Source organism: Chitinophaga parva (assembly GCF_003071345.1).
GTDB lineage: Bacteria > Bacteroidota > Bacteroidia > Chitinophagales > Chitinophagaceae > Chitinophaga > Chitinophaga parva.
The window spans coordinates 2,274,215-2,299,286 of sequence record NZ_QCYK01000001.1 but is presented as its reverse complement, the minus strand read 5'-3'; the positions used below and the strand labels follow the sequence as shown (position 1 = coordinate 2,299,286).

General features: G+C 52.7%; 21 protein-coding genes. 3 read left to right on the top strand and 18 right to left on the bottom strand.

Features of this window, described 5'->3' with window-relative positions:
• The first annotated feature begins 714 nt into the window (after positions 1-714).
• Both DCC81_RS09645 and DCC81_RS09640 read left to right on the top strand, forming a co-directional pair.
• Complete coding sequence (locus DCC81_RS09645; protein ID WP_108686317.1) at positions 715-2,535, top strand: ABC transporter ATP-binding protein; 1,821 nt, start codon at positions 715-717, stop codon at positions 2,533-2,535.
• A gap of 63 nt (positions 2,536-2,598) precedes the next feature.
• A complete protein-coding gene (locus tag DCC81_RS09640) occupies positions 2,599-3,396 on the top strand; it encodes a glycosyltransferase family 2 protein (RefSeq protein ID WP_108686316.1) in 798 nt (265 codons plus the stop codon).
• Here DCC81_RS09640 and DCC81_RS09635 read toward each other — a convergent pair.
• From DCC81_RS09635 to DCC81_RS09625, 3 genes are read right to left on the bottom strand one after another with little or no spacing between them, the layout of a single operon-like run.
• Positions 3,393-4,505: a glycosyltransferase family 2 protein gene (locus DCC81_RS09635; protein ID WP_108686315.1), complete on the bottom strand. Its 1,113-nt coding sequence runs from the start codon at positions 4,503-4,505 to the stop codon at positions 3,393-3,395. The genes DCC81_RS09640 and DCC81_RS09635 overlap by 4 nt on opposite strands.
• Before the next feature lie 4 nt (positions 4,506-4,509).
• The gene (locus DCC81_RS09630; protein ID WP_108686314.1) at positions 4,510-5,250 is read right to left on the bottom strand and encodes a glycosyltransferase family 2 protein; all 741 of its coding nucleotides are present in this window, start codon (positions 5,248-5,250) and stop codon (positions 4,510-4,512) included.
• A 31-nt stretch (positions 5,251-5,281) separates the two neighbouring features.
• Entirely contained in the window at positions 5,282-6,367 is a 1,086-nt protein-coding gene (locus DCC81_RS09625) for a metallophosphoesterase (protein ID WP_108686313.1), read from the bottom strand.
• 564 nt (positions 6,368-6,931) lie between these two features.
• Between DCC81_RS09625 and DCC81_RS09620 the strand changes: the two genes are divergently transcribed.
• Positions 6,932-9,058, top strand: coding sequence for a type IA DNA topoisomerase (locus DCC81_RS09620; RefSeq protein ID WP_108686312.1), 2,127 nt, complete (start codon positions 6,932-6,934; stop codon positions 9,056-9,058).
• Positions 9,059-9,115: 57 nt separating this feature from the next.
• Here DCC81_RS09620 and DCC81_RS09615 read toward each other — a convergent pair whose 3' ends face one another.
• The 15 genes from DCC81_RS09615 to DCC81_RS09545 all read right to left on the bottom strand — a co-directional run bounded on the left by DCC81_RS09615 (position 9,116) and on the right by DCC81_RS09545 (position 24,975).
• Entirely contained in the window at positions 9,116-11,470 is a 2,355-nt protein-coding gene (locus tag DCC81_RS09615; protein WP_108686311.1) for an ABC transporter permease, read from the bottom strand.
• Between the two features lie 135 nt (positions 11,471-11,605).
• Positions 11,606-12,277, bottom strand: coding sequence for a phosphatase PAP2 family protein (locus tag DCC81_RS09610; protein WP_108686310.1), 672 nt, complete (start codon positions 12,275-12,277; stop codon positions 11,606-11,608).
• A gap of 27 nt (positions 12,278-12,304) precedes the next feature.
• A complete protein-coding gene (locus DCC81_RS09605) occupies positions 12,305-13,198 on the bottom strand; it encodes a DUF5777 family beta-barrel protein (RefSeq protein ID WP_108686309.1) in 894 nt (297 codons plus the stop codon).
• A gap of 9 nt (positions 13,199-13,207) precedes the next feature.
• Positions 13,208-13,747 carry a YceI family protein gene (locus tag DCC81_RS09600; RefSeq protein ID WP_108686308.1) on the bottom strand — a complete coding sequence of 180 codons (540 nt, stop codon included), beginning with the start codon at positions 13,745-13,747 and terminating at the stop codon, positions 13,208-13,210.
• 26 nt (positions 13,748-13,773) lie between these two features.
• Complete coding sequence (locus DCC81_RS09595; protein ID WP_108686307.1) at positions 13,774-14,160, bottom strand: c-type cytochrome; 387 nt, start codon at positions 14,158-14,160, stop codon at positions 13,774-13,776.
• A gap of 44 nt (positions 14,161-14,204) precedes the next feature.
• Positions 14,205-14,621, bottom strand: a complete 417-nt coding sequence (locus tag DCC81_RS09590; RefSeq protein ID WP_108686306.1) for an OB-fold protein — start codon at positions 14,619-14,621, stop codon at positions 14,205-14,207.
• 49 nt (positions 14,622-14,670) lie between these two features.
• Positions 14,671-16,125: an outer membrane beta-barrel protein gene (locus DCC81_RS09585; protein WP_108686305.1), complete on the bottom strand. Its 1,455-nt coding sequence runs from the start codon at positions 16,123-16,125 to the stop codon at positions 14,671-14,673.
• A complete protein-coding gene (locus DCC81_RS09580) occupies positions 16,113-16,643 on the bottom strand; it encodes an RNA polymerase sigma factor (RefSeq protein ID WP_240612941.1) in 531 nt (176 codons plus the stop codon). The genes DCC81_RS09585 and DCC81_RS09580 overlap by 13 nt, the downstream gene beginning before the upstream one ends.
• Before the next feature lie 159 nt (positions 16,644-16,802).
• Positions 16,803-18,035 (bottom strand): multidrug effflux MFS transporter, encoded by a 1,233-nt coding sequence (locus tag DCC81_RS09575; protein WP_108686538.1) that lies wholly within the window; start codon positions 18,033-18,035, stop codon positions 16,803-16,805.
• 270 nt (positions 18,036-18,305) lie between these two features.
• A complete protein-coding gene (locus tag DCC81_RS09570) occupies positions 18,306-19,208 on the bottom strand; it encodes a hypothetical protein (protein ID WP_108686303.1) in 903 nt (300 codons plus the stop codon).
• A gap of 176 nt (positions 19,209-19,384) precedes the next feature.
• A complete protein-coding gene (locus DCC81_RS09565) occupies positions 19,385-20,401 on the bottom strand; it encodes a hypothetical protein (protein WP_108686302.1) in 1,017 nt (338 codons plus the stop codon).
• Between the two features lie 98 nt (positions 20,402-20,499).
• Positions 20,500-22,329: an STN and carboxypeptidase regulatory-like domain-containing protein gene (locus tag DCC81_RS09560; protein WP_108686301.1), complete on the bottom strand. Its 1,830-nt coding sequence runs from the start codon at positions 22,327-22,329 to the stop codon at positions 20,500-20,502.
• Between the two features lie 5 nt (positions 22,330-22,334).
• Positions 22,335-23,309: a FecR family protein gene (locus tag DCC81_RS09555; protein WP_108686300.1), complete on the bottom strand. Its 975-nt coding sequence runs from the start codon at positions 23,307-23,309 to the stop codon at positions 22,335-22,337.
• Positions 23,310-23,318: 9 nt separating this feature from the next.
• Positions 23,319-23,891 (bottom strand): RNA polymerase sigma-70 factor, encoded by a 573-nt coding sequence (locus DCC81_RS09550; RefSeq protein ID WP_108686299.1) that lies wholly within the window; start codon positions 23,889-23,891, stop codon positions 23,319-23,321.
• Positions 23,892-24,051: 160 nt separating this feature from the next.
• Complete coding sequence (locus DCC81_RS09545) at positions 24,052-24,975, bottom strand: YheT family hydrolase (RefSeq protein ID WP_205686282.1); 924 nt, start codon at positions 24,973-24,975, stop codon at positions 24,052-24,054.
• Between the last annotated feature and the right edge of the window lie 97 nt (positions 24,976-25,072).

Here is a 25,072-nt window from a genome sequence, read left to right as displayed (position 1 = left end):
GGATTTTTTCCGGGCGCCAGCAGCAAACAAAAGCTGGCTAAGCCGTGTTTATTATGATGAATGATCCGGTTATAAAATCTTTATTTGGCAGCAAATAGTACAAATAAGAATGCCAGGCGGGGCGTTTTCGCCCTGCTTCTTTTTATATCCCCTGCCGGTCGGCCAGTGCGTCATTCTAACACAAACCCATTTTTTTCCACGTTAGGCGCCTTAAAAGAACGTTAAAAGCGTTATCTTAAAAAAATTAATATATACTTTTGTAAAAACCATATCCCCCAAGGTGCAGCGGTGCCCGGAAAATGCCAGGTTTCCGTACCGTTTGGCACGATTTCGGCAAAATGGGCCTGGGCAGCTACTCAAACTAAGGGCCTCCGGGCCATCTGGCACAGGGATAAAAAGAACGCATTACCAATTTTAAAACATTGAAAAACATCATATATAACCTGCTATAGCAAGATCTGCCATCTAATTACCAAAAATTGCAGCCCAGGCGTGTAACATTCTGCCAGTTAGGGCCGTTTCACCAGCGCTGCGAGGCAAATGATCCGGTTGTTGTTCCTGTATCTTCTCCGCAGGGGCCGCATACCAGGGAGTGCCCTTAAAACGTTCATCCTGGAAAGCCAGGCGTTTTACAGTACCAGTGCAAACATTGCATACACATTGGACATGAAGATTGCCGGCCAGTTGCACTATTCCTGAACACGAGACTAACAAATGAAGACATACTTTCGACTTTTATCTTTTGCCAAACCGATTGGAAAATACGCGATACCATATATCATCTTTACCCTGCTGGCAGTATTGTTCAGCACTCTGAACCTGGCGCTGCTGGCGCCTTTGCTCACGGTTCTATTTGATAACAGCCACCCCGTAGTGGTGCAGAAACCCGAGCATCTCTTTGATTTTATGAAGATGCTGAACTACTACGCCTATGTCATCAAGACACAGGGCGACATCATACAGGCTTTAAAGTTTGTATGCGGCATCATTCTCATATCAGTAATCCTGGGAAACCTGTTTCGTTACTTATCAGAACGTACGATGGAGAACCTTCGCATCAATACATTGCTGAACCTGCGCCGGACCGTTTTCAATAACGTCATGGACCTGCATTTGGGTTACTTCAGCAATGAGCGCAAAGGTGATATTATTTCCAAGATCGCATCAGACGTACAGGTGGTGCAGTTTTCCGTAACCGGCACCCTCCAGGTGATCTTCAAGGAGCCACTTACCCTCCTTTTCTACCTGGTGACGCTGATCGTGATCTCGCCCCAGCTTACGTTATTTTCCATCCTGGTAGTGCCTGTGGGCGGCATTATCATTGCCCGCATTGTAAAGAACCTGAAGAAGCAGGCCAGGGAATCGCACGAGACCTATGGCATGATGATCAGTTACCTGGATGAATCACTGAACGGTATGCGCATTGTAAAGGCCTTTAATGCCTCCCGGTATATGAAGAAGCACTTTGATGATGAGAACCGCCGCTATTCCGATATCATGCGCGCCATGGCCCGCCGCCAGCAGCTCGCCTCCCCGGTGTCTGAAACCCTGGGTGTGGCCATGGTGGCCGGTATAGTGCTCTATGGCGGCTCGCAGGTACTGGCCGGTAAGAGTGGCCTTACAGCTGCCTCTTTTATCACCTACATTGCCATTTTCTCCCAGCTGATGCGCCCCGCAAAGGCCATTTCCACTTCTTTCAGCGGCATCCACTCCGGCATAGCCGCCGGTGAGCGGGTACTGGCCCTCATCGATGAAAAACCGCAGATCGTGGATGCCCCCGATGCACAGGCCATCCATACCTTTGAGCGCGATATCCGTTTTGACAATGTAAGTTTTGCCTACGGCGATAACGAAGTACTGCACAATGTGAGCGTTACCATTCCCAAAGGCAAAACGGTAGCACTGGTAGGCCCTTCCGGTGGCGGTAAATCCACCATGATGGATCTCATCCCCCGCTTCATTGTACCCAGCAAAGGCCGTGTGCTGATAGATGGCCATGACCTGGAAAACCTGCAAACAGACCCCGTGCGCACGCTGATGGGCGTGGTGAACCAGGAGTCCATTTTGTTTAACGATACCATTTTCAATAATATCGCATTTGCCCGCCCCACCGCTACCATGGCGGAAGTGGAGGCAGCCGCCCGTGTGGCCAACGCCCACAACTTTATCATGGATACCGAGCACGGTTACCAGACCAACATTGGGGATAAGGGCTCCAAACTTTCCGGCGGCCAGCGGCAACGTATCTGTATTGCCCGCGCAGTGCTGCGCAATCCACCTATCATGCTGCTGGATGAAGCCACCTCCGCCCTCGATACAGAATCTGAAAAACTGGTGCAGGATGCGCTGAACAATTTGATGAAAAACCGCACCTCACTGATCATTGCGCACCGCCTTAGTACCATCCAGACCGCCGATCTTATCATTGTGCTGGAACACGGCCGGGTGGTAGAACAAGGCACCCACCAGGAACTGGTGAACCAAAACGGGCTTTATCGAAAACTGATAGACATGCAAACGTTTGCCGCTAATTGATGCAGCATAACTCTTGCATGATTTTAGCTGAAAAAATTTTACATATCGCTTAAAGAGACTAGCATGGAAAACAGAAATATCACCGTTGGTATTTTGATTTCAACCTACAACTGGCCCAGGGCATTGGATTGTGTGCTAAACAGCTTGTTACATCAAACCCGCCCCGCACATGAGATACTCATTGCAGACGACGGCTCCGGAAAGGAAACGGAAGAGGTGATCAATAAATACAGGCGCCTTTTCAAAGTGCCGGTAAAGCACGTATGGCACGAAGACAAAGGCTTCCGCAAAAGTACCATCCTCAACAAGGCCATGCAGCAGGCAGAGTCGGATTATATCATCCAGATAGACGGCGACATCATCCTGCACCATCGCTTTGTGCACGACCACCTGGTGAATGCACGCCCACAGCGCTTTGTGCAGGGCAGCCGCGTACTGCTGGACGATAGCCGCACCCGCGAAGCCATTGAACATAAATTGTGCAGCTTTGCCTTCTTTGGCAAAGGCATCAACAACCGCCTGAACGCACTGCGCATCCCTTTCCTCTCGGCCCTCATCAAAGCCGATCCCGAAAGCTCTAACAATATTAAAGCGTGCAACCTGGCCTTCTGGAGAAAAGACTACGTGGCGGTAAATGGCTACGACAACCTCTTTACCGGCTGGGGCTTTGAAGACCATGAATTTGCAGCAAGGCTGATCAATTCCGGTATAAAAAAAGAAAGGCTCAAACTGGCGGCGGTGTGCTACCATCTGAACCATAATATCAATTCCAAGAATTGGGTGGAAAGCAATGAACGCATCTACCACGAAACCCTGATCAGCAAAAGAAGAATGTCCGCAAATGGTCTGGCGCAGTGTTAACAGGCGCGCCAGGCCATCCACCATAACAAGGGATACATCACCCACTTGATGATACGGTACGTATTGGACCGGTAGAAATAAACCTTGTTGATAGCACCATCATAATGAAAGCGCTGCCCCATGCGCCACCACTCCCCTCTTTTCAGTATTCCCACCAGCATGCCCGCATCGTGCGCAATGCGCAACGCGGTCACGTAATAACAGATCTTGATGCTGGTAAGCCCCCGGCGCTTGAACACCTGCACACTGCTGGCAACCAGTTCTACCACCAGTATACCCACTATCAGCAGCAACATACTTTTTATGCAGGCCGGGCGTACCACGCTAATTATGACACCCAGTAAAACGGCCAGCAGTAAGGTTTCCGGCGTATTGAGCAAATCGTAATAGGCATAACGGGGATTGAGCTTCGGCAGCCAGCTGTTGCCAATACCATAGCGGTAAGGACGCTGGTAACTTACTTTATCATTGTTCCACCAGGGATGCTGCACCACCGCGGTGGGCAGGCTGCGGAAGTTCCGGTAGCCATTCCGCTGGCGCACGTTGATGAAGAAATCCACGTCTTCCCCGCCACCGGATTTAGGATACGCTGTAGAAAACCGCACATCGCCAATGGCGCTGCGCTTTACCATAATGTTTGCCGTGGCGCCCCAGGCAAAAGCATCGCGGTCCAGTGATATGCGGAAAATGTCCATGGAGCCGCTGGCCTCAATGGCTTTGGTAAAATCTGCCACCGGCTCGGGGAAAGTGATCAATCCCAAAAAACCAATTTCATCGCTGTGTTCCAGGGCTGCAGTGGCATACACCTGCAGCAGGTTTTCCTGCACAATTATATCATCGTCCAGGAACAGGACCCACTCCCCGGAGCCCGCTTCCATGCCGGTATTGCGGGTAATGGCCGCCCCGCGGTTCTCCGGGTTCACATGCAGGAAAACACTTTCATTGTCTATCAATGCACGGATGGCCATTGAAGGCTGTACGGCAGGATTGTCCACCACCAGGTAAATGCGCACGCGCGCACCGGCCGGGCGGGGCAGCTGGAGGATAGGGAGGATATATTTTTCTTCCAGGCGGAAGGATGGAATAACAATATCTATGCTGGTATTCATACGATCAGAAAAAATCCTTGTGCCCGTATAGATGACGGAGTTTAAAACGCTTGATCAAAAAATGCAGGTACATCACCGGCCCCATGCTGCGCAGGATAATGCCGGCCTTGTCTTTTTTAAACACCGTATCATTGAAATGTGCAGACAGGCCACCCATGTAATAGCCGGCTATATCCACCGGGAAAAAAACTTTTGGAAACCGCTTATCGCCCCACACACGCAGGTTCAGCGCATAGTCGCCATACACGCGGTATTTCAGCGGGTACTGGTATTTGGCAAACACGGTTTTGGGATAAAGGATCTGCTGGTGGTTCATGCAATACTGGGCCAGGCGCCAGGGCGAAAACGCTCCAACGCCCAGGGTGTAAGCAGGTTTCTCCGGCCCGTAAATGGGAATGGTATTGCCGTAGTACACCGTGTTCTCATCCTGCAGTTTACTGCAAAGCTCCACGAAGCCCGGCAACAGGCGGTCATCCGCGCCCATGAAATACAGCCACTTGCCACGTGCCATGCGGGCGCCTTTGTTCAATGCATCGTAAATACCTTTGTCCGGCTCACTTACCCATTGCAGGGGCACGTCCCTGAAGGCTTTCAGCAGGTCTACCGTATGATCTTTACTGCCGCCGTCTGCCACCACGATCTCCAGCCCCGGCATGTGCAGTGCCGCTATGCTGGCAAAGCAATCCGGCAAGAGCCGGGCCGCATTGAACGTAGCCAGGATGACACTTACTTTGATCTCTTCCATTTGCCGGCAAAATTACGTATTCCATGCCAGCTTACAATTGCTCAAAGATGTAAAAAAGCGGCGCTTCTTCCAGCACCATCCGCTGTATGCCATGACCTTCATCTTTCCATTTTACCAGGCGGATAAAACCATCCGCGATCTCAATGCCGGTGCAATCCCCATCACTGAAACAGCAGCAGCCGGTGTTGAAATAGCTGGGATGTGCCATGGTCTTTACCAGCTGCTTGCCGGCATATTCATGCTTACGCTTATCCAGCTCTGCCAGCAGCTGGGAGCGCACAGCGGGATCAGTGGTCTTTTCCAATTGTTTGGTAAGCCGGTCTATGTGATCCAGCGAAGCAAATACCGGTTTATGCGTATGCCCGGAGATCAGTAAAATATCCCGGCGGGTAGCACTCCACTCGTACATGATGATGTTGTGGGCATCTGTCAGTTCAAAAGAATCGGAAGGGGTGTTAAGGCTGATCTCCAGGTAGCGCTGAATGGGCGTCCAGATGGCGGCTACGATCCATTTGCTGAAAGCATTGCCGTCACTGCGCTGGTCGCCCTGGTGACCATGGGTGAGAAAGATGGAAATGGGCTTGCCGTTGGTGATGCCTTGCAGGATATACCCTTCCCTCACTTCCAGCGAGGAGCCGAAGACCGGCTTCAGGTACAGGTTCTGCGGCACTGCGTAGCCCCATTGCAGGTCGTGGTTGCCAAACACGCGATAGTACCGTTTAGCCTGCAGGAATTTCACTTCCACGGCCAGCGCGGCCTTGTTGGCGCCCATGCAAACGGTGGGTGTGTTCTCCCACAGTTCTTCACAATCACCCAGGTTGATATAAGTGTAATTTTCTGTGTAATAATGTTCGAGGGCCTGTATATAATTTTTCTCTGCCGGCATGAAGTCATCTGCAGCATCGCGCCCACCTTTGTGCTGGTCGGAGAAGATGATGAACCGGTCCGTATCAGGATGGAAGGGCAGTATGCTGCCGCGGGCCGATTTACCGTCTACAATGTCCTGGCGCAAAGCGGTGAGTGCCTTGAATACCGCATTTTTGTCCGGCTGGGACGAAAGCTTATCCGCGATCCGCATCATGGGTTTGCGGAACAGGCGTTGCAGGAGTTGACGCATGGGGAGAGTGGTGTGTTTGGTAAAAGATACTGCTTTTCCGGAAACCGGGCAATCCGATACCGGCCAGCAACAGGAGGCCCATATTCATCCCCATCACCCACATATAAGCTACTGCCCACCCGGCCCGTGCCGTCACGTCAGGGTCCACCACCACGCAGATGCCCAACGCAATGACCGTTTGCCGGAACGCAGTATACATGCGATACCGGTGATGGAGAGTTGTATAAACCTACTCCTACATCACAAAGGCCCCGATGGAAATCGGAGCCTTATTTCTTTTTGTACACCACTTAATCCTTTAACTTTATTTCACGGTCACGGACGGACCGCCGCGCCCATGAAGGGCAAATATTATTGGGTAACTGCTTAATTCTTGAGGTGGCCGGGCTGCTTCTTCCTGTTGTGATATATGTCAGCCGGCTACCCTACAAAGGTGCGCCAATCCAAGGGGCTGCACAATGGCAGTTTCTTTGGATTTCTTGTATAAATCACGGCGGAAGGCGGGCTGCTGGCTTTTCAGGCTAAAATTCCGATCTTCGCTGCCCTCATTTTTTAAACATCGTCATGAAAGTTTGCATTGCAGAAAAACCAAGTGTGGCCAGGGACATAGCGGAAATACTCGGTGCAAAGCAACGGAAGGAAGGCTATTACGAAGGCAACGGGTACCAGGTAACCTGGACCTTCGGGCACTTCTGCACCCTCAAGGAACCGCACGACTACTTTGACCGGTGGAAGTACTGGCACCTGGAAGACCTGCCCATGATCCCTGCTAACTTCGGCATCAAACTGATAGACAACGCCGGGGTGCAAAAACAATTCAAGGTGATTGAAACCCTGGTACAGGCCTGTGATGAGGTGATCAATTGCGGGGATGCCGGCCAGGAAGGAGAACTGATACAACGCTGGGTACTGCTGAAGGCACAGAACACCAAACCGGTGAAGCGCCTCTGGATCTCTTCCCTTACGGAACAGGCCATCAAGGATGGTTTCAATGCCCTCAAGGATGCTGCCCAATACAATAACCTCTACGCCGCCGGCAGCGCCCGCGCCATTGGCGACTGGCTGCTGGGCATGAACGCCACCCGCCTGTTCACCAAAAAGTTTGGCACCGGCAAGATCATCCTGTCCATAGGCCGCGTGCAAACCCCTACACTGGCCATGATCGTGGCCAGGCAAAAGGAGATCAACGCCTTTGTGTCTGAAGAGTACTGGGAACTGAAAACCATTTACCGGGAAACTGAATTTACCGCGGCCATAGACCGCCTGAAAAGCGCGGACAAAGCCGGCAAAGGCCTGGAATACCTGAAGCAGCACCCGTTTGAGATCACCTCTTTTGAAAAGAAGGAAGGCAAGGAAGGTAATCCCCGCCTGTTTGACCTCACCGCCCTGCAGGTAGAAGCCAATAAGAAATTTGCCTATTCGGCAGACGATACACTCAAGTACATCCAGAACCTCTACGAAAAAAAACTGGTCACCTACCCGAGGGTGGATACCACTTATCTTTCTGAAGACCTGCATCCCAAGGTAGCCGGCATTCTCCAGGATATGACGCCGTATGCCGCGCTCACAGCATCCATCCTGGCCAAGCCCATTCCAAAACTGAAATCTGTTTTTGACGATAAAAAGGTGACAGACCACCATGCCATCATTCCCACCGGCATGTACCCCCAAGGCCTGCCATTGGAAGAAAAACGCGTGTACGACCTGGTAGCCCGCCGCTTCATTGCAGCCTTTTACCCGGAGTGCAAGGTATCTAACACCACCGTGCTCGGTAAAGTAGGCCAGGTACCTTTTAAAGCCACTGGTAAACAGATCCTGGAGCCAGGCTGGAAGGAGGTGTATGCCAATGATGTACCGGAAAAAAAGGAAGGTGAAGAAGAAGAAAAAACGCTGCCCCTGTTCGTAGTGGGTGAAAGCGGCCCGCATACGCCCAAGATCCACCAGGGCAAGACCACCCCGCCCAAACCCTACACAGAGGCTACTTTGCTGCGGGCCATGGAAACCGCGGGCAAGCAGGTAGAGGATGAAGAAATGCGCGAGCTGCTGAAAGACAACGGCATTGGCCGCCCCTCCACCCGCGCCAATATCATTGAAACCCTCTTCCGCCGCCGCTACATTGAAAAGCGCAAAAAGAACATCTTTGCCACGCAAACCGGCATGGACCTGATAGATACCATCCAGAACGAATTGCTGAAAAGCGCTGAACTAACGGGTACGTGGGAACGAAAACTGCGCCTCATTGAAAAAGGGGAATACCAGATGGACACTTTTAAGCAGGAACTCATAGAAATGGTGCAGGCCCTCACCAAAGAAGTAAAGAACAATGCCTACAAGGTGATCACCCTGGCCCCGGAAACGCCGCCGGAGCCGGAAAAAGAGGCCAAACCTAAAAAGGAGCCAAAGCCGAAAGAACCCAAACCGGAAGTAAGCATGGAAAGCCTGCAATGCCCCAAATGCAAAAGCCATCCCCTGCGTAAGGGCAACACCGCTTACGGCTGCGCAAACTTCAACGTATGTGGTTTTAAGCTGCCTTTTGAGTTGATGGGCAAAAAGCTAACAGATAAACAAGTGATTGACCTCATCACCAAAGGCAAAACCGGTAAGATCAAAGGTTTGAAAATGCCCGGCAGTGAAAATGAAGTGGAAGGAAAACTGGTGCTCAACAAGGATTTCAATATTGAACTGGGATAAAACAAAAGGTGCACCGCTCATGGCCGGGCACCTTTTCTATGATGAGGAGTGCCACCACTAGTCTGCTTTTAAACTTTTTACCGGGCTTACCGTGGCTGCACGGATGGCCTGGAAACTGATAGTGGCCAGGGCAATGCATATGGCGGTAATGCCCGCCACCACAAAGATCCACCAGCTCAGGTGCACATGGTAGGCAAAGCCTGCCAGCCAATGTCCCATCAACCAGTGCGCCACCGGGAAGGCCACCAGCAATGCCAGTGCCACCAGTGCTATAAAATCTTTGGTAAGCAGGGCCACGATGCCGGCTTCTCCTGCGCCCATCACTTTACGGATGCCTATTTCCTTCACCCGCTGCTGTGTGGCAAACGTGACCAGGCCAAATAATCCCAGGCAGGAGATGATGATAGACAGGGCTGCAAAAATATTTACCAGGCTGCCCATACGCCGTTCACTGGCGTAAAGCCGGTTAATATCGTCCGCTACAAACCCGTAGTTGAAAGGATAATCATGGTACACCTGTTTGAACAGGGTCTGCACCCGCTCAATGGTGGACTGCAAAGCCGCGCCACTGGTGCGGATCACGAAGAAACCTCCAAAACGGTTGTGCCGTAAAAAAAGCGGTTCCACCGGTTCCTGTACCGGTTTAAAATTAAAGTCCTGCACCACGCCCACGATAGTGCCATGCTCATCACCCATCCCGATGGACTGGCCCAGGGCCGTAGCGGGTTGCATGTGCATGGCCCGCAGGGCGGCTTCGTTCACCACGAAGTTGCTATCGTCTGCCGGGCGCCCGTCTTCGAGGAAACGGCCGGCCAGCAGGCGCACGCCGAAAGTGCGGGTAAAGTTGCCATCCACGGAAAGCATGCCGGCCAGCATTTCCTGGTCCGGCGTTTTGCCAGGCCATTGCAGCTGGTTCACTTCATTGGTGAGCCACACCGGCAGCTCACTCACAATGCTATAATCTGCAAGGCCTGTTTGCTGCTGCAGGGCCGTTTTCAGGGCCTGGCTTTGGTTAAACAGGTCTCCTACCCGGGGCATCTCCACGTACAGGAGGTTGTCTTTATTAAAGCCCATATCCCGCTGGCGGATAAACTGTAACTGCTTATACACTACCACCGTGCACACCATCAGGATCACTGAAATGGAAAACTGCAATATCACCAAACCATTGCGCAGCAAGGATCTGCGGCCGGCGCCGGTCTTTTGTCCCTTGAGCACCTGCACGGGGTTGAAACGGGACAGGAACAATGCCGGGTAAGCACCACTCAACAGCCCCACACCCAATGCAATGCAAAGCAGTATGCCCAACAGCCGTGTATCCGTAAACTGAAGGTGCAGTTGCTTATCCGCCAGCTGGTTAAAATACGGCAGCAATGCATACGCCAGCCCGGAACCCAATATCAATGCCAGTAAGCAGGTAACAAAAGATTCTGCGATGAACTGCAGGAATAGCTGCCTGCGCAAGGCCCCCACCGTTTTGCGCAGGCCCACTTCCTTGGCCCGCTTACCCGCCACCGCGGTAGAAAGGTTCATGAAATTAATGCAGGCGATCACCAGCACAAAAATGCCCACCAGCAGCATGATGCGCACATACTGCGCATTGCCCTGGCCAGGTACATCCATCATCCGGTCCGACTGCAAATGCACGCTGGTCAAGGGTTGCAGGGAAAAAGTGGCGGGGGTGCGGCCATTGTCATGCTCCTTGTACAGGTCATTTATTTTGGACACCAGTTGCTTCAGATCTACGCCAGGCTGCAATTGCAGGTAGGTAAATGCAGCAAAGGTGTTCCACCTGGCAGACATGCCGGTCTCGGAAAATGGCAGCAGGAAGTCAAATTGCAGGTGGGAATTGTGGGGAATATCTTTCAATACACCGGCCACCTGTACATCCACGCCGGTAATGCTGTTATCGATATGAAGGGTTTTGCCCACCGGGTCCTCCTTGCCAAAATAACGCTGCGCCGCCGCCCTGGAAACAAGCACTACGTGCGGCTTTCCAAGCACGGTTGCCGCATCGCCTTCCAGCAGTGGATAGTTGAACATTTGCAGGAAATTGGAATCGGCATACAGTACATTCTTCTCTTCAAACTTACGCCCGCCGGCAGATACCAGGCGCTTACCCTGCTGCAGGTTTACCCGGGTTACATGCTCCACCCCGGGCAGCTGCCGCTGCAGCTCCGGTCCCATGACCCAGGGAGTTACCGCTGCCTTTGTACCCATTACATCACCTACCAGCCGGTAGGTTTGACCAGCGTTTGGATGAAAACGGTCATAGCTGTTTTCATCCTGTACCCACAAAAATATAAGGATGCTGCAGGCCATGCCGATGGCAAGGCCAAAGATATTAAGACCGGCAAACAGGGAGTGGCGGCGCAGGTTGCGGAGTGCCATCTTGAGGTAGTTCTTAAACATCAGGCGGGCAAATTTTTATGGAAAGCCTGCCGCCAAAAAGGTGCCACCCTTCGCCAAATAATGGTTATCAAATAGTTAAACACGATTTATTACTCCGTCACTGTTCGGTTTCGTACAATAGACGTCCGTCCCCGCTCACAGCCAGCCCCGGTGATGGGCGTACTGGATGGCCACAAAACACATGGAAATCCACACTACGGTAACGCAAAAACCGCCTATCACATCACTGGCAAAGTGCACGTGCAGGTAAATGCGGCTGAGCCCAATGGCCACTGCCAGCAGGAAAAAAAATATGGTACCTAACACCCTCGCATATACGGAAATGCGGGCATTCCACAACAGGTAGATCATGATACCACTGAATGTAAAAGCAGCCATAGTGTGCCCGCTGGGAAAGCTATAGCCGATCACCGGGTCCAGGTGTTTCAGCAGGGGGCGCTGGCGGTGGAATGCTTCTTTGAGTACAAAACCCAGCAACAGGCTCAGCACACTGATCACTCCCATGGTAATGGCATAGCGTCTTTTCTTTTTCAGTGACAGGTAGATGCCAATGCCCAGGTAAGCGGGCACCAGGAAGAGGAAAGTGCCCAGGGACGTGATGAACAGGGCAATGCGGTCATGCGCGGGGGAGCTGAACTGCCAGGCATATTCAAACACACGGCTATCAAACAGGTCTTCCTTTTCCATCACGATCTCATCTGCTATAAACATAAAGGCGCTGAGCGCTATCACGAAAAATACGATAGCGGTCAGCACCTCGATGGACAGTAATTTTACCAGGAAGTTCTTTTCTTTCGTAGTGGTCATGCCCCTAACATAGCACAAAAACCCGTTTTATTTGCGCTTCCGGAAGTTAAAGTTGCGGGAAATGTTGAACCCGAAGAAGATGTCGCCCTTGCCCCAGCTACCGTCAGCCTTTGCCAGATAATAAGGCGCTGCCATGCCGCCGGCATTCGTAAACACCAGCTGGAACACGTGCCCGCCGGTTTCAATATCCAGGCCGAGGGACAGGGTGTTGTACACTTTGTAAGACACCACCTGGTTCGGCAGGAGGTAATTGTACTCGGCGTCTATGCTCATGCGTTTGGTGATCTTCATGCGGCCCCCGGCAGACATCACAAACACGTTTGTTTTATCATCCGGTGTGGGCGTAAGATTGTAGTGGACCCAGGAAGGCATCAGCTCCAAAGACAGGTTGCGGCTGAATTTGCGGGCAATGAGCAGCTGCGAGGTGTAGCTGGTGCGGTATTTTGCATCCAGGTAAGGCTTGTCTGCATACTTCTGCGTGTAGTTGTTCACCACTTCGTTAAGGCTTACGCTGATGGGCATGCCGGTATTATACTGCTGCAGGATCTTCCATTTTACAGACCCGTCAAAAGCCTTGTCCAGTGAGCTTCTGCCGATACCTACAGACAAGCGGTCGCTGATGCCATAGTCCAGTCCAAAACGGATGGAAGCATTATCCAGCCCGAAAAGCTCATAAGCGCCCTGGTTCAGTTTACCAAACCGGTGCATGATCAGGAACTGGAGGTTTTGCCTGGCAGGCGACTCTATAGTAGGCATGTTGACCAGTTGAGTAGCCTTAAACGTACCGGTTACCAGTTCCTGATGCTGGTCTGCACTGGCACTGTCATTAAGCATTTTCAGCAGGCTGCTGTCCTGCGCCAGTAATGATTGGAAAGGCAGCAGCAGCGCGGCCACCAGGCCGTAAATATGTTTCTTGTTCATGGTCTTAAATTATTTAACTGCCTGGCAGGCGGCATTTACCTTCACATCAATTTTAGCGGCGATCTTTTCTCGTACCAGCGCGGGGATTTTAATATTATAATCATTGGGATCTACGCTGAACTGGGTTTTGCCCGTCAGCTTATCCCCCTGTACTTCCAGGGTGGCGGGCATCTGCACGTCTTTGGTAACCCCGTGGATGGTGAGCTTACCACTCACCTGTACAGGGTAAGTACCCGGCGTGGCAGGCACGTCGCCGGTATAGGTACCGGCAAATTGTGCACGGGGAAATTTATCGCTCTCTGCGTAGTTCTCATTGAAGTGGTCCTGCATGAGTTGTTTTTCAAACAGGAAGTTGCGCATGAGCAGGGTGAAGGCCACTGTTTTCTTTGTGCGGTCTATAGCCGCATACACCTGCTTGTTCTCTGCTTTGATATCTTCCATCGGCGTCTTGGAATAAAAGCCGGCTTCCCCGTTACGCGTCATGTAGGTCTGGGCTTTTGCGGGTGCCGCGGCCACACCGGCCAGCAGCACCATATACAGGTATTTCATATGGAGTTGTTTAGAACGTGATGAGATCAATTGTTTTGCGCACCGCGGTTGATCCAGTCCTGGATCTTGTTGATATCACAGTCAGATAACTTGGCGCCGCCTTCCGGCATGGCAGGATAGCCGGATGCGTGGGTGATCACACCATACAGGGTACCGTTATGCGCCAGTGTTTCCAGGGTGGCAAAATTATCCAGCTGCACACCGCCCATGTTCTGGCCGTTACCATGGCAGGGGTAGCAATTGTTTTGCAGGATGGGCAGCACATTGGCGGTGTAGGTCATGTTCACCGTATCACAGGTGTTTCCATTCCCATTCCCATTCTTTACCAGGTCCGATTCATGTGCTTTGGAGCAGGCCACGAGGTAAAGGCAAAAAGCTGCCAGGCCCATGGCGGGCAACAATAGTTTTTTCATAAAGATGTGTTTTACAAAAAGTGTCTGTGTTTTATTGATGTGGGCTAATGCCGGACCACTACGGCGTCTACCACGCTTACATCCATCAGGAACCCGTTGCAACGGCCTTTGATCTCCACGTCCTCTCCCGGTGAGGGCAGGTTACCTTCTTCACCCGCCGCCAGGGTACAGTTCACCCCACCGGTAGCGTCTCCTCCGGCAGAAAGCAGTACGGACGCATCTTTGCCTTCATGCTGCACGGAAAGCACGGTGCCGCTGATGGCGATCACCTTGTTCACATACATGGCAGTAGCTGCCTGCTCTTCCTTCATGAAGCCCAGGTACAGGTCTTTTGCTTTTACATGATAGGCTGCCTGTTCGCCGGCAGCGTTGTCGCGGGGCTTGTTATACAGGTAGTACCCGATACTGAAACCGAGCAGGCACAGGAGTAACCCTGCGAAAAGGAGATACTTTTTTCGCATGACGCGTGTTGATTAAAAAAAATGAAAATGAAAAAGTGTGCCTGCGGCGCTACCAGCGGATATTGCGGGTAATGCCAATGTTGATGCCTACACTGGTCACCGGCAGGCTGCCGATGCCGATGCCCCCGGCCAATGGTACTTTCACATAAGGCTCTATCCGCACGTTGCCAATACCGCCCACCTTGTGCTCATAGCCCAGGCCCAGGTTCAGCACGGAGAACCAGTTCTGCGTGGCAGTGTTATACCCTACCGCACGGTCATAGTAAGCGCCGTTGTTCTCAATGTCGTACTTGTACCATTCCCGGCTCATGAAGTAGGACGAGAGGCCTGCATTTGCATACCAGCTATGCTTTTGTGTGATATTAAAGTAATAGCGTACGTTCACCGGCACATCCACCATCTGGCAGTAGCCGTCCACGGTGAGGATGTTGATATCCGGGTTCTTCAATTTGCTTTTATCAAAATACTGGCCTTTGGAATAGTAGTTCTTTCTTTCCCAGGCCGCCCCCGTTTCCACCGCCCAGTGTTGGGAAATACGGTAGCCTACCACGGCGCCAAAGCTATACCCCAGGGAGCGGGCCTGCTGCATTTTCACCGTGCTGAAGTCCGGCGCCACCACGATCCCTGCATAAAAACCGGTAGGCACTTTACTGCCCGTACCTTTAAACGCCTGCACCGGCAGGGAGTCTGTGGGCCTGGAAAGCCCATCCGGCGCGGGATTAAAGGCAGGCGTTTTCCCACTCACGGCACTGATGGTTACCGGTGCAGCTACGGTGTGGATGCTGTCTGCATTAACAGGTGCAGCGGGCACGCTTTCCGTCACGCTGGCATCCGCCGCAGGCACGGGTACTCTTACCGGCACCGGGTTAATGCTCCAGCTATCCGGGCCGCTGCCGGCGGTGGCTGTGTGCACGCCTATCATCCAGCTTTTAACAGTGGTGTGCACGGGGTGCAGGTTTGCCTGTGCTGCCCGCGGAGTTATCTTACTTATTTTCGTAGGTTCGTTACCGTTAGTCACGCCGGTATTTGCCACAGGCGTCACGGTGCGACCTGCTGTTGCTTCTCCGGCCGGTGCTGCAGGCCGGTGTGCGATGGTGGCATTCGCCGCAGGCGCATTATCCTCCTTATTTTCCTGGTCAGCGGCTACGCCATGCTGTTGTATGCTATTGCCCGGCTCATTACCGGTAGCCGCTGCGGAGGAATTTGAGGTTGCTATATGGCTGCGTGTATCCGTAGCAGTGATATGTTCATTTTTGGCGGTCCCCATTTGCGTGGTTACCCAGTAGATCCCCCCGGCCAGCAGCAACGCAAGGAGGCCCAGGCCCCTCCACCAGCGCGTTTTGCGCGGAGGCGCCGGCGTGTCCGCCGGGGGCGGCGGCACGGCCTCATTTTCCGGGTGCAGCCTGCGGCTGAGCGCATCCCAATCCGCCCCGTCTGTTTTGAGGGGGTACCGGGACGCCGCGTTCCGGAACAGTTCGTCCATATCGTCGTCTAAAAGCTGCATACGTCTATTTCAGAGATATCGGTATTAAGTTTCTTGCGCAAATGTGCGCGGGCCTTTGCCAGGTTGGATTTAGACGCGCCTACGGAAATACCCAGTTCCTGGGCTATTTCCGGGTGCGTAAACCCATCTATTACGTACATATTGAAGACCACCTGGTAGGATGGCGGCAGTTCCTTTATGAGAATGATCAGTTCTTTGTAGTAGAGCCGCTGCTCTGCAGATACTTCTGCCGTAGGCTCCTCTTCCCACACGTATTCCGGGATGCCTCCTATTTCCGGCATCATGTTCTTGCTGCGCAGGGAGTCTATGGCCGTATTGACCATAATCTTCCTGATCCACCCCATCAGCATCCGCTGCACGTCCTGGCCGGGCGCATACTGGAACTTGTCGAAGTGGGTGAACAGTTTTACAAAGCCATCATTTACCACGTCCACGGCCTTATCGTACCGGTAAATATACCGGAAAGCGATCTTGCACGCGTAGGGATAGTACTGTTCGTACATCGCCCGCTGGCTCATGGGTTGTTTAGCTTTGCAACCCTCGATTATGGTCGTAAGATTTTCCAAATGAAATAAATGAGGCCGTCTCTTGTTTACAACCTAATAATACGACGGTGGGCCCGGCATGGTTGCCTGGGCCCTGAAAAAAGATATAATTGGCAGGAGAATAATTGACAATCAATGCATAACACTTGCCACACCCCTGCCGTCCAATACCGGCCCGGTAATGTAGCGGCGGCCGGAAACCAGCGCCAGCACCGCCAGCAGGGCCGCTGCACACATGGTGGCGGTCATTGGTAATGCGCCCGCCATATGGATCATGCTCACCGCCACAGACGCCAGCGCCCCTATGCCCATTTGCAAAGCCCCCATCAGGGCGGCCGCGCTGCCGGCATGCTTCTCAAATGGCGCCAGTGACAGGGCTGCCGTGTTCGGGTTGGTAAAGCCCACGCCACTAAGGTACACAAATAGCAGCACGATCAGCAGGGGCAATGACAGCCAGCCCTGGTAAGTACACAGCAACAGGCCCAGGCCTGCGGCCGACTGTACCGCGAGGGCCACCGGTACCACCTGCTGGCTGGTGAAGCGGCGCAGGGCCACGCTATTGAGCTGGTTAGCCCCGATGAAGCCGGCTCCCAGGCCGGCAAACATCAGCCCAAACTGGTCTTCCGTTAAATGATACAGTTGCATGAGCACATGGGATGAGCCGGAGACATACACAAACAGGCCCGCAAACCCCAGGGCACCGGTGACCGCGTAGGTGTAAAACTGGGGTTCTTTTAACACCTTCCAGAAGTTTTGCAGGATGGGCGCGGGTTTCAGGGAAAGCTCCCGGTTGGGCTCAAAGCGGGAAGGCAGCCATAAAATGCTGGCCAGCAGCGCAAGCACGCCCAGTGCACAGAGGATCACAAAAATATAACGCCATCCCAGCACACTGGTGACCCGTGCGCCCACCGTGGGTGCCAGCATGGGCGAGGCACCCACCACCAGCATGAGCAGGGCAAACACCCGCGCATTGTCTCTCACAGGGAAAAGGTCCCGCACCATGGTCATAGCGGCTACCGTAGCGGCACAACTGCCCACGGCCTGCACAAAACGCCAGGCCACCAGGCTATCCAGGGAATGTGTGGCCAAACAGCCCAGCGAGGCAATGATGTACACACCCAACCCAATGTACAGCGGGCGCTTGCGGCCAAATTTGTCCAGCAGCGGCCCATACAGCAACTGCCCCGCGCCAATGCCAATAAAGTAACTGGAAAGTGACAGCCCCACTTCACTGTCGCTAACGCCCAGGTCTTTACCAATGGCGGCAAAACCAGACAGGTACATATCTATTGAAAAAGGCCCTAAAGCCGTGAGTGCCCCAAGAATAAAAATGAGAAATGACGATTGGGATCTGCTACGTTCCATGCTAGAGTTTCCTAAGTTTCCTGTAAAATTGAACATATAAATCTGCATATAAAAATGCGTGACGGAGAATTGACAAGCCTTGTGTAATGTCAATGTCATACCCGGAAAAATTTGCGTATTACACACGCATATAAAAGCAACATGGAACAAGCGTTCCATACAAATCATACCGGAAGTTATCAAGACAAATACGCACCGCTATTTTTTTGATGAGCAGGCATAAAAAAGCCCGGCACCAGGGCCGGGCAAATGCAGTATCGCCGGGGAAACTTACTTGTACTTGGCCATGCGCACATTGCCAAAGAACACCTTGGCATCATTGTCCAGCCGCAGGGGACTACTGAAGTAAAAGTACTTCTTCACCCCATCCCTGAACACCTGTGCATCCAGGATCTTCTGCTTTTCCAGGTACACCTTCATGTTGTTGCCATTGATCTCGATAGACACATGCATCTTGTCATTGGCATAAGGCTCCAGGTCAAACTTCAGGGAATTATATTTATCCGTGGGGCCGGCAAAGGTCACCACCTCGTCTTTGTTGTAATACTCCAGTTGCACATTGGAAATATCGCCTTCGTTCCAGCCGGCCACACTGTTATTTTCCGCAATGCCGAACTGCACGGGGTAGATGTCCTTGATCTGGTCCACGCTGTTGAGAATATCAAACTCAATGCTGCAATGGCTGGGCAGGTAGAGGTTCTGCTTCAGTTTATAAGTGGAATTTACCTGTACCTGCAGCCAGGCGCCGGGGAAACCGGAGATATTCACCAACTGCCCGCTGCCATTGGTTTTCCATTCGGCCGGCAGGGCCCCCGCGGGCTGCTTGTCAAAACCGCTGGCATAGAGCACCGTATCGCCGGGCACAAAATCAAACACGCTTTCTACGTTGAGGCGTTTCCGTGGCTGGGTGCCGGCGGTAGTGCTCCCGGTACTGGCCGTAGCATTGTCCGTGCCGGTGCCGGAAGTAGGGGTGGATGAGGAGGAGGACATTTTCTTATCGATGGCGTCCTGGGCTTTTTGTGCGGCTTTGTCTTTAGCCTTTTGCAATACGTTCCCAAACTGGGCGTGTACAGTTACACTACAAACTACAGCGGCTGCGAGCAGCAGGCCACGCTTTACAAAGATATCGCTCATATGCGCTTTCCAATGCCTGCCATGCGCAGCAGGCTTCATTTTTATGGTGTTAAACAATAAAAGGTCTACGGTAAATGCCGGTTAAACAGGGGATAAAATTACTATATCCTGTTTAAAAAACGTCAGCTGCCCTCACCATATCAAAGATTTAACGTGCAAAAAATAGGCCGCGGCAAAAGTACCGCGGCCGTTTCCTTAACCTATATTGTTACACTTTAGAGTGTCCATTGAATGCCCGCTACAGCGCCCACAAAGAGACCCTGCCTGCCTTCACGGGTGTCATCGCTCCACACGTAGTGGTGATGTACATCTGCCACATCGCGGCGGTAGATGGTGTAATTGAAAGAAGGCCCTGCAAATACATCCAGTTGCTTCCATACCCGCAGGGTAGGATACAGCAGCAGGCCGGATTGCAGGTTGTGCGCCCCTTTGAAATCGGTGAGTTCCAGGCTGCTGGCCTCCAGGTTCAGCCGGAAAATGGGCGTGTTGATCAGGTGTGCACCTATACCGGCCTGCATGGCGTAAAGGTTACGGTCTGCATGTTTCAGGTTATAACCCGCGCCTATAATGCCATAAAGACGGTTACCACCGGAGCGGAAGGTCACCATTGTATTGAGCGACTGGTCTGTGCTCAGGCCAATGGTCATGTCACCATTGCGAATAATATTGATCAGCGCAATGGGATAATCACTGCTATCCGCAATGTTGACCAGCCCTGCGATCTGTGCACCTTTCACTTTCTTTGCCACGTTAATGAGGCCTCCAATCTGCATGTTCACCTCGTGGGCCTTGTTCACGATCCCACCTATCTGCACAGTGGCGGTATCGGCGGTGTTGGCAAGGCCGGAGAGCTGCAAGCCCTTGGCATTGCCATGGTTCACGTTTGCAAGGCCGGCTATACTCAGGGCATCTGCACTTTTGCTGGCATTTACCAGCCCGGCTACCTGCACACCTCCCTGTTTGTGGCCTATCGTGTTTACCAGGCTTGCTATCTGCACGCCCCTGGCGGTATCCTTTACATTGGTCACCAGGCCGGATAGGGTAAAGGCGGTCTCATTCGCAGAAATGCCCTGGAACAGGTTGAAGGAGAAATGATTCGTAAAAAGTGGTGCTTGTTTCCCGTTGGTACTGATGGGGTAAAAAATGCCCACCTCCCCTGTGCTCACATGTTGCTGGGCTATTGCGCCAGCCCCCATTATCACCAGTACAAAAAATATAAAGAAGGATCTCATTGCATAAGTTTTTAAAAGCGTAGGTAAAATGGATCTGCAGATCTGTTTTGTGTGCAGATATGACAACCATACCTACGCTTACCCCTATGCATGTTGATCTAAAAAATACAAATACCTGCGTGGAAGCCAAACCACCCGGAAGTCTTATCTGTGTAATGCGTGGCAAAGCTCACCGGTAATGATTTATACCCCTCTGCTCCCTGCAGCGCGCGGTAGCAAAAAGAATACGAAGGCCCTATGAACAACCCGAATTTCGGGGTAACCTGCCATTGCAATGATGGTTCCAGCCGCAGCAGGGCGGCGTTCTGCTTGTCTTTCTCCGGCTGGTCTTCATTATCCTTGCCCAGGTGGTAGATCTCGTTGGTCAGCTGCACCGGCAACACCATGCCGTGCTTCAGGTTGAACACATATCCCATCCCGAAACCATTATAAAATGCACGGTGGTGGGCAAAATCCACGCCGCCGCTCACCACGGTGTAAATGTGCCGGGCGCCGGATTGAAAGGCCACATTCAACGGCATCAGTTCCGTAGTGTACACCGATAATTTATGATAACCGGTACGCACATAATTCACGACACCAATGCTCACTCCATCCAGGGTGTCGGCTACGTTCACCACGGAGACCTGTACCCCCTTGGCCTTGCGCGCATAATTATAAATTCCTGCTATCTGCACGCCATCCATGGTTTTGCGGGTCTGGTTAAAAATGCCCGCTATCTGCACGCCATGGGTAGAATCTTTTACAATATTCATAATGCCCGCAGCCTGCATGCCGCTGGCCCATCCCAACGTAAGGTTCATAATGCCGGATAAAGACGCACCATAAAAATTCTTCCGGTTAAAGGCGCCTACACCATTCACCTGCATGCCACTGAAATTGCCGATGTCTGTATTAGTGATACCTGCCAGCTGCAGGCCACTGGCCTCACTGCGCACCACGTTAGATACGCCGGCTATCTGCACCGCCCGCGTAGTATCAAATACGTGGTTGAACACTCCCGCCAGCTGCAGGCCTTTCACACGGCCACCTACGGCATTGAACACGCCGGCTATCTGCACATCCCGCACATCCCCTTTGTCAATATTAAAAACCGTGGCAAACTCAAGCCCATTGAGCCCCGCACTGTACCCGCCTATGAGGTTGAACGAAAAACGGTTCACCACCTGTGAGCTCAGGTGCCCGTGCGTGCCCAGGCCCGGCACCAGTGAGTACTGGTAAGGCTTATCCATGAGGAACTTCAGGTTCAAGCTCTGCATGCGCGCCCGGGAGGAGAGGAAAAAGTGGGCCATCCAGGTTTTTTCCACATCGTTGGTCACATCCACCGGCTTCAGGGTGATCATGGGCGCGGGACGTATGGAAACAGTGAAGTCCTGCGCCATGGCAGGACTAGCAATGATGGTGGTATCCAGGTAAAGTTCTTTACTGATGCTGATCACGGGCATGGGCGGCTTATCCCGCGTGCGGATGCGGATGCGGAAATACCCCTGCTCATTGGTGAGGGTAGAGACCAGTTGCTCTTTTTCATACACGCTCACATTGGGCAAGCGGTGGCCGGACTGCTGGTCTATCACATACCCGCTGATGGTAAACACCTGCCCTGCGGGCGGCCTTTGCAAAATGAGGTAATTACCACTTTCCTTGTACAACAGGTTTCCCTGGAAAAGCAGGTCCAGCACCTGTTTCACCGTTTTGCGCGGGGCGTCCAGCGTTACCAGGCTATCGGCCGGTACCAGGTTACTGTTATACGAAAACACAAAATGTGCCTGTGCGCTGATGAGGTTCAGCACCTGTCCCAATGGCTGTCTTGTAACATTGACAGACACCACGCGGGACTGTATACTCTGTGCGTTGATAGAAGAGGCCAGGCAAAGCAGGCAGCCCAAAAGCAGCCACCAGCCGCCTTGCCGGCGTTTTATATATTGCATGTAAATTATTCTAAGACGATCTCCTTCCCTTGCTTCGTCACTTTAATGTTGAATGACTCTCCTACGATCTTCAGGACCGTGTCCAGCGGTGCCGCCTGGAAAGTGGTCGTAAGCGGCAGGTTGCGCAGCTCGGGATTGGCGATATGGATGTTTACATTATAGGCATCGTTCAGCGCATCCACCAGTTTGTAGAGCGGTGTATTATCACATACAAAGCTGTGATCACTGTAATAGCGGTACAGCTGATCCGTGTTGGAAGTCTTCACTGGCACGGATTCGCTGGCCGTCACCGTGGCCATTTCGTGGGCGGCCAGTTCCACGCGGTGGGTTTCCTTGGTCACCTCCACCCTGCCGGTTTCCACGATCACTTCCGTGGCGTGTCTGGTGGTCTTTACATTGAGCGAAGTACCAAGAATGCGCACGGCCACATCACCGCTGTGGATGATGAAAGGTTTCTGCGCATCCTGCGCCACCTCAAAGAAGGCTTCCCCTTCCAGCGTGATCTCGCGGGTGCTGCCCGAAAATGCAGGCTTGTAGCGGGCTTCAGAATTCTTATTGAGGGTGATCACGGTGCCATCCGGCAGGGTATCCCGCAGGGTGCTGTTATCACTGCGGAGGGCTATCTGCCTGGGCTGGCTGCCCATTATCCACCAGGCTGCGCTGCTCACTACCAGCAGGCCTATAACGGCAGCGGCTATACGATATATTTTATGCAGGGGTACCACACGGGTAGCCTGCAGCGGCGCGGGCTGTACACCCTGCACCCGGTTGCGCAACCTTTGCCAGGCAGCGTCTTCACTGATCATGACGCGGGGAGCCAGTTGCCGGCTTTCTTCCCAGATAAGGCGGAGATGCTCAAAGTAGCGGGCATTTTCCTCCTTCCCCACCCAGGCCTGCACGGCCGCCCGTTCGTCCGGGCTGGCCTCTGCCAGTAAGTATTTTACCAGCACATCGTCGTTTACTTGTATATTCTTTTTCACAGGGAAGGTTTAAAGATTTAAGAACAATAAGAGCAGCAGTGGCAAAAAGTCCACCAGCTCCGATCGCAAAATGCGCAAGGCCTTGCCCATCTGGTTCTCCACCGTTTTCACAGAGATCTGCAGCCGGTCTGCTATCTCCTGGTAGCGCAGTTCTTCAAAACGGCTCAGCTGGAATACCACGCGGCATTTCTCCGGCAGTTTTTTCATGGCCGCTTCCAGTTTCACTTGCAGCTCCCTTAACTGGACACGTGAGCCACCGCTATCCCCTACGGGCGATTGATGATGTTTTACAAACGACTGGTGGGCAGCCCGCACTTTCAGGTGGCGGATATAATTGAGGCACTCATGGTATACCGCACGGTACAGGTAGGCCGTAATGGACTGCTGGATCTTCAGGTCCGCCCCCTTTTCCCAGAGTTTGCAGAACACGTTCTGCACCATTTCCTCTGCCATCATCTCATCGTGCAGCATGCTGCAGGCATAGGCATACAGGCTTTTGAAGTGCTGGCGGAACAGCGCTTCAAACTCTATCTCGCCCCGGGTTTGCCCGGCTGGCGTTCCTTGTGGCTCATGTACTTGCATTCGTGTGGCTTGAACGGGGTCCTCCCAAACCGCAGCCCGCATGGAAAGTGGTATCATAGCGGTATGACACTCCATTTTCCGGCTACCCCTACCGGAAAAGTAAAAAACTTTCAGGCAGGGGCGGGTTTCCGTACCAATTAATTTTTCATGACAAATTTATTCAAGGGTGGCTGCGGATGAAATCCAGGGCCCTGCGCTCCGTCCAGTAGCTGGATACGCCAAAGTTCACGAAGCCCACATGTCCGCCATAGCGGGGCGTTTCCAGGTAAAACAGCGGGTGATGCTCCGCCATTTCATAGGGAAAACATTTGGGCCCCAGGAAAGAATCATCCTGGGCATTGATCAGCAGCGTGGGGATGGCCACCTGGTCCAGCACGCGGATGGCGCTGCTCTGGTACCAGTAGGTGTCTGCATCCGGAAAACCATGCAGGGGTGCGGTGTAGCGGTCGTCAAACTGGCGGAAGGTGGTAATATTTTCATAGCCTTCCAGGTTAATAGCGTCCGGGTAAAGCGCCTGCTTGGCCTTCAGCTTGGCCCCCAGGGAACGGATGAAGCGCTGCATATAAATGGCATTGTGTTTTTTCTCCAGTTCAATGGCGCTGTTGGCCAGGTCTATAGGCACAGAAATGGCCACCGTGGCGTGTACCAGCGGATGAATGTTCTTTCCCTGCTCACCGGTATATTTCAGGGCTACGTTACCTCCCAGGGAAAAGCCTACCAGGTAAAGCGCTTTATATTTCCTGCTGGCGGCCACGTGTTGCACCACTGCATCCAGGTCGGCTGTTTCGCCGCTGTGATAGAAGCGCAGGGCCTTATTGGGCTCCCCGCTGCAACCGCGAAAGTTCATGCCTGCCACATCGTATCCCTGCTGGTTAAAGAGCTGTACCATGCCTTTCACATATTTGCGGTGCGCGTCGCCCTCCAGGCCATGCAGCACCAGCACCAGCAGATCACTCCCCACCGCGCTGAAATCCAGGTCCACGAAGTCGCCATCCGGCATGGTCATGCGTGCCCGTGTGTACTGCACCCGCTTCACACGCCGGCACAGTGTAGGGTAAATGGTGAGCAGGTGTCGGTTGCGCATCCAAACGGGTGGCTTATAATCGGAATGATGAACAATTGGCATGGTACAAATATCCGTATATTAAGAGAAACTGTACCAAGTAGTGCCTGCAGCATAT